This is a genomic window from Caulobacter sp. GW821-FHT09H08 (assembly GCF_059415885.1).
In genome coordinates, this window is sequence record NZ_JBWKOC010000005.1 from 462,658 (window position 1) to 468,691 (window position 6,034).

General features: G+C 65.6%; 4 protein-coding genes. 2 read left to right on the forward strand and 2 right to left on the reverse strand.

Annotated features, from left to right (window positions below; genetic code table 11):
* Position 1 precedes the first annotated feature (1 nt).
* On the forward strand, positions 2 to 745 hold the full coding sequence (locus tag AC07NN_RS19940; RefSeq protein ID WP_494645013.1) for a FadR/GntR family transcriptional regulator: 744 nt from the start codon (positions 2 to 4) through the stop codon (positions 743 to 745).
* 39 nt (positions 746 to 784) lie between these two features.
* On the opposite strand, the gene ilvD is transcribed toward AC07NN_RS19940, so the two are convergent.
* The gene (gene ilvD / locus AC07NN_RS19945; RefSeq protein ID WP_494645015.1) at positions 785 to 2,638 is read right to left on the reverse strand and encodes a dihydroxy-acid dehydratase; all 1,854 of its coding nucleotides are present in this window, start codon (positions 2,636 to 2,638) and stop codon (positions 785 to 787) included.
* A 97-nt stretch (positions 2,639 to 2,735) separates the two neighbouring features.
* Between ilvD and AC07NN_RS19950 the strand changes: the two genes are divergently transcribed.
* Positions 2,736 to 3,638 (forward strand): LysR family transcriptional regulator, encoded by a 903-nt coding sequence (locus AC07NN_RS19950; RefSeq protein WP_494645016.1) that lies wholly within the window; start codon positions 2,736 to 2,738, stop codon positions 3,636 to 3,638.
* Between the two features lie 56 nt (positions 3,639 to 3,694).
* Here AC07NN_RS19950 and AC07NN_RS19955 read toward each other — a convergent pair whose 3' ends face one another.
* A complete protein-coding gene (locus tag AC07NN_RS19955) occupies positions 3,695 to 5,683 on the reverse strand; it encodes a M10 family metallopeptidase C-terminal domain-containing protein (RefSeq protein WP_494645018.1) in 1,989 nt (662 codons plus the stop codon).
* Between the last annotated feature and the right edge of the window lie 351 nt (positions 5,684 to 6,034).

Here is a 6,034-nt window from a genome sequence, read left to right on the forward strand (position 1 = left end):
GATGACCATGGACAGGCGCTACCAACTCGTCGCGAAACAGATCATCGACCTCATCGAATCCGGTGAGTTCGCTCCTGGCAGCCGCTTGCCGGGAGAGCGTGAACTGGCCGAGCGGCTGGGCGTATCGCGCGTGACCATTCGCGAAGCCGAGATCGCGCTCGAGGCGCAGGGCTATATCGCGGTCAAGACCGGGTCGGGCGTCTACGTCCGCCCGCGCCTGCCGGACGACATCTCCCCGCTCGCCGAAATCGACGCCTTCGAACTCACGACCGTGCGCGCCGTCGTCGAAGCGGAATCAGCCGCCTTGGCGGCGCTCAACATGACGCCCGGGGCGATGGATCTCCTGGAAGAGACCGTGCGGGTCATGGCCGGCAACGACGATGACGCCGAGGCCGCGGACGAGCGCTTCCACCTGATCATCGCCGAGAACAGCGGCAGCCCGATCCTCGAGCATTTCGTCCGCACCCTCTGGCGCATGCGCAACGAGGCTCCGCGGGTCGTCCAAGTCTATAGCAACGTCTGCAAGAGCGGCTTCGAGGATCGCATCGAAGAGCACCGGGCGGTGCTGGACGCGATCCGCAGGCGCGATCCGAACGCGGCGCGCCTGGCGATGCGCGAGCACTTCAGCCGCCTGTTCGAAGCCATGCTGGCGGCCGAGGAAACCGAAGCCATCGTGCAGCTGCGCCAAAAGGCGCTGGAGCATCGGCACCGCTTCAAGCTCTCGGTGCAGAACAGCGTCGCCTGACGGTGAAGGCGGCCGACTAGCGGCCGCCCTCCCCCAGTTCTACTTGCTTTCGACCTGGCTGACGTCGCGCACGGCGCCGCGCGCGGCGTTGGTGGTCATGGCCGCATAGGCGCGCAGGGCCGGCGAGACTTCGCGCTTGCGGTCCAGCGGCTTCCAGGCGTCCTTGCCGCGCGCCAGTTGAGCCGCGCGGCGCTCGGCGATCACCGCGTCCGAGACCTCCAGCGTGATGCCCCGGTTCGGGATGTCGATCAGGATCGGGTCGCCGGTCTCGACCAGGGCGATCAGACCGCCCTCGCCCGCTTCAGGCGACACGTGGCCGATCGACAGGCCCGAGGTGCCGCCCGAGAAGCGGCCGTCGGTGATCAGGGCGCAGGCCGCGCCCAGGCCCTTCGATTTCAGATAGGTGGTCGGGTACAGCATCTCCTGCATGCCCGGACCGCCCTTGGGGCCCTCATAGCGGATGACCACGACGTCCCCGGCCACGACCTTGCCGCCCAGGATGCCGCTGACGGCCTCGTCCTGGCTCTCGAAGACCTTGGCCTTGCCGCTGAACTTCAGGATCGACTCGTCGACTCCGGCCGTCTTCACGATGCAGCCTTCCGGCGCGAGGTTGCCGAACAGCACGGCCAGGCCGCCATCCTTCGAGAACGGGTGCTCGACCGAGCGGATCACACCCTTCTCGCGGTCCAGGTCCAGCTCTTCCCAGCGCGCGGCCTGGCTGAAGGCGATCTGCGTCGGCTTACCGCCCGGCGCGGCGCTGAACAGGTCACGGGCGACCTGGCTGTTGGTGCGGCCGATGTCCCAGCGGCCCAAGGCCTCGGCCATGGTGGTGGCGTGGACCGTCGGCTGGCTGGCGTCGATCAGGCCGCCGCGCTCCAGCTCGCCCAGGATGGCCATGACGCCGCCGGCGCGGTGGACGTCTTCCATGTGCACATCGGCCTTGGCCGGCGCGACCTTCGACAGGCACGGCACGCGGCGCGACAGGCGATCGATATCGGCCATCGAGAACTCGACCCCGCCCTCGCTGGCGGCGGCCAGCAGGTGGAGCACGGTGTTGGTAGAACCGCCCATGGCGATGTCCAGGCTCATGGCGTTCTCGAACGCCTCGCGCGTAGCGATGCCGCGCGGTAGGGCCGTGACGTCTTCCTGCACGTACCAGCGCTCGCACAGGTCGACGACCAAGCGGCCGGCTTCCTTGAACAAGGCCTCGCGGTCGGCGTGGGTGGCCAGGACCGAGCCGTTGCCCGGCAGCGACAGACCCAAAGCTTCCGTCAGGCAGTTCATCGAGTTGGCGGTGAACATGCCCGAGCACGAACCGCAGGTCGGGCACGCGGCCTTCTCGATCGCGGTGACTTCCTCATCCGTGTACTTGTCGTCCGCGGCCACGACCATGGCGTCGACCAGGTCCAGCGCGCGGATCGCGCCCTTCACCATCACCTTGCCGGCCTCCATCGGGCCGCCCGAGACGAAGACGACCGGGATGTTCAACCGCATGGCGGCCATCAACATGCCGGGCGTGATCTTGTCGCAGTTCGAGATGCAGACCATGGCGTCGGCGCAGTGGGCGTTGACCATGTACTCGACGCTGTCGGCGATCAGCTCGCGGCTGGGCAGCGAATACAGCATGCCGCCATGGCCCATCGCGATGCCGTCATCGACCGCGATGGTGTTGAATTCCTTGGCCACGCCCCCGGCCGCCTCGATCTCGCGGGCGACCAGCTGGCCCAGGTCCTTCAGGTGCACGTGGCCCGGGACGAACTGGGTGAAGCTGTTGGCGACGGCGATGATCGGCTTGCCGAAGTCCTCGTCCTTCATGCCGGTGGCGCGCCACAGGCCGCGCGCGCCAGCCATGTTGCGGCCGTGGGTGGAGGTTCGCGAGCGATAGGGAGGCATGGGACAAATCTCATTGTTGCGCGTGTGGTTTTTAGACCCGTTCAAACCGCGCGCAAAATATATTACTGAGAGATCATTAGGTCGCTTAGGATATCAAATGGACACCCGGCAACTGCGCCACTTCGCCGCCGTGGCCGAGACACTGCACTTCGGACGCGCAGCCGAACGGCTGCACATGACCCAGCCCCCGCTCAGCCAGTCGATCATGGCGCTGGAACGCGAGCTCGGCGCGCCGCTCTTCGTTCGCACCAAACGCAACGTCCAGCTCAGCGCCCTGGGCCAGCAGTGGCTGCCGCACGTGCTGGATGTCCTCGCCGGCCTCGACGAACTCCCCACGACCGCGCGCCACATTCGCGACGGTCAAAGCGGCTATCTGGCGCTGTCGTTCGTCAGCACCGCCGACTACAGCGTCCTGCCATCGCTGGTGCGCCGCTACTCCCAGGCCTATCCGCATGTGGAAATCCGGCTCTTCGAAGCCACCAGCGACCTGCAGGTCCCGGCCATCGTCGAGGGCGAGCGTCACGCCGGCATCGTCATCCCGCCTGCCGACCAGCCTCTGCCACCTTCCCTCGTCTATCGCCGACTGCTGCGCGAACCGCTCGTGGCGGCCGTTCCCAGCGCCTGGATCGACGAGGGACGGATCCGTAGCGAGACGGAACTGTCGAGCGAGGAGGTGCTGGCTTCACCCCTGATCCTGTTTCCCAAGCAGGTGGCGCCGGCCTTCCACGACCTGGTCACCGGCTACTACGCCGCCTTAGGCGGCGCGGCGCGGATCGTCCAGGAAGCCATCCAGATGCAGACCATCATCAGCCTGGTCTCCAGCGGACTGGGGATCGCGCTGGTGCCGGCGTCGCTGCGCAACCTGGCGCGATCGGGCGTCCGCTACGTCCCGCTCGCCGGCGTCGCGCCCGAGCTCGAGACCGGCGTGGTCTGGCGACGCGGCGAAGTATCGCCGACCCTGGCCAACTTCCTGGCCCTGCTGGACGCCCCCGCTCCATAGAAAAAGGGCGGAGACGCCTGCGTCCCCGCCCTTCGTTCAGCCTTGAAGCCTTCGGATCAGATGAAGGTGAACTGGCCGTTCATGAGGGTGAACTGGCCGCCCTGATAACCGCTCGACGGCCCGTAGGTGCCGATCAGGCTGATGTCGAAGTTGGCGCCATCGGCCAGGTCCAGCAGGAAGGCGTCGTTGGCCTTCGCATAGACGCCGGTGTCCGAGGAGACCGCTTCCGACAGCAGCCAGCCCACCATGGCGGCCTTGGCGCCCAGATCGTCGTGGCCGTAGGCGGCGAAGTAGTCCGCCCGGGTGCCAGCGTGGCCATTGACCGTGACCGAGGCGTCCAGAAGCTCATGAACCTTGGCGTCCGTGGCGTCGGCCGAGCCGAAGATCTCGGCATAGGCCTTCTTGGTGGCGTCGAACAGGCTCAGCGAGCCGTAGTTCGCCGTGAACGCCGTCCTGCCTTCACCGTCGTGACCCAGGTTGATCGCGAAGTTGATGTAGCGGTTCGTGGTGTTGAAGTTCTGATAGTAGGCCGAGTTCAGGTTGAAGCTGTTCGCGCCGTTCGGCGAGACCAGATAGTCCAGGCCGGCCAGCGACGGGATCTTCCCGGTGAAGAACTGGTAGGTCATCGTCGCGACCGAGGTCGTCTCGGCGGCGGCGGCGATGATCCGGCCCAGCGCCGTGTCCGCCGTGATCGCCTTGGCGGCCAGCTGGGCCCCCAGGTCGGCCACGAAGTTGGTCTTCACGTCAGGAAGCGTCTCGACCCGCATGATGTTTTCGTACGCCGCCAGCAAGGCCTTGGTGGCCATGTCGGCGCTGACGTCGGTGATCTTCACCGTCTTGTCCGAGAACTGCAGGAACTGGATGTTCTTCAGCGTGTCGACGCCGTCCGGGCGACCGTTGCGCAGGTCGGAGACCGTCCAGGTGCCGTCGCTGTTGGCCTTCCAGCTGTAGTCGGTCGACTTACCCGAATAGACGGAAGTGTTCTCGCCGCCGCCGCCGTCGATCGCGTCGTCACCGCCGCCGCCCGTGATCTTGTTGTCGATGGCGTTGCCGACGATCGTGTCCGAGCCTTTACCGGCGACGACATTGGCGACCAGGTTGTTGTGATCGCCGTCGCTCACATAGTAGGCGTTGGCGATATTGCCGACGGCGGCATGGTTGGTGCCGAACCCGCCCAGCATGGCCAACTGCGCCTGCGACGTGGTCGTCCAGTGACCGGGCTCCAGGTCCACCTTCAGGGCGTTGCTGTAGTCCGAGAAGTCGTAGGTGGTGTTCGCGCCGGCGGTCCAAACGGTCATGAAGACCTTGTTCGCGCCCGGAGCGCCTTGACCGACGCCGTTCAGGAAGAGCTCGCCAGTGGTCGAGCTCCACTTCATGACGATGTCCTTGCCCACGTCCGAGAACTGGGCGCCGTACAGCGCCTGCAGCGCGCGGATATCGTCCAGCATATAGGTGGACGGATAGTCCCAGGTGCCGTTCACGTAGCCGGTGGTGACCCCGGCGCCGACGTACGAGCGGTAGCTCATCACCGTGTATTCGAGGGAGTCGTGGTCGGTCGGCATGACGCCGAAGGCGCCGACGGCCTCCTGGGCGTGCTTCAGACCCAGGGCGTGCCCCGTTTCGTGCAGCAGGGTCATCCAGCCGTAGTTGCCCTTGACCGGGTTCTGCAGGCTGGCGCGGGTGCCGCTGAGCCAGACGTCGCCGCCTTCGCTCACCATGTCGGGCAGATAGGCCCAGGCGGTCGACACCATGCTCGACGCGCCGTAGCGGATCGTCGCGTTGCTGGCCTCGGAGCCAGACAGTTCGGTGAACTGGACGCAGGCGGCGCAGGCGCAGCCGGCCAGGATCGTCCGCACCGCATTCTGTTGCGCGAGGTTGAGGGCCGAGAAGCTGACGCCGGACTCCCCCGAGCCGTAGCTGCCGCCGTAGGCGCTCGACGACGTGGGGAAGCTGAAGGTCAGCGCATCACCTGACCAGCGCGCGCCGGACAGGATCCCGTCGATGTAGGCGTTGCCCGAAGGCTTGATAGCAACGGTAGTAGCCATCGATCTCGTCTCGCAATCTGTCGTGTTCAGACAGCGATAGAGATAGAGTTAAGTGCTTAATTTGCGGGCTACGAGCGTAGTTAAACGGAATAAGTACTGATTTCAGAAGTGTAAACGCAGAACTATACCCAGATATCGACGTTTTCTATTATGATTTGCTATAGTTTACTTAAATTAATATTCACGGAAGTGAATCTTTATAAACCATGCGCCGCGGCGGCCCGCCGCACCCCTGCCCCGCGGCCCAATCCCCCAAAGAGCCCACCCAAAAGAGAAAGGGGAGCGGCTTGTGGCCGCTCCCCTTGGGTTGTTTCGGTATTGGAGTGTTTGGCTTAGACGCCGTAGACGCCG

Bases quoted from the DNA above. Each gene is read 5' to 3' on its own strand.
- AC07NN_RS19940 (WP_494645013.1), top strand. From the start codon at position 2: ATGACCATGGACAGGCGCTACCAACTCGTCGCGAAACAGATCATCGAC.
- AC07NN_RS19955 (WP_494645018.1), bottom strand. From the start codon at position 5,683: ATGGCTACTACCGTTGCTATCAAGCCTTCGGGCAACGCCTACATCGAC.
- ilvD (WP_494645015.1), bottom strand. From the start codon at position 2,638: ATGCCTCCCTATCGCTCGCGAACCTCCACCCACGGCCGCAACATGGCT.
- AC07NN_RS19950 (WP_494645016.1), top strand. From the start codon at position 2,736: ATGGACACCCGGCAACTGCGCCACTTCGCCGCCGTGGCCGAGACACTG.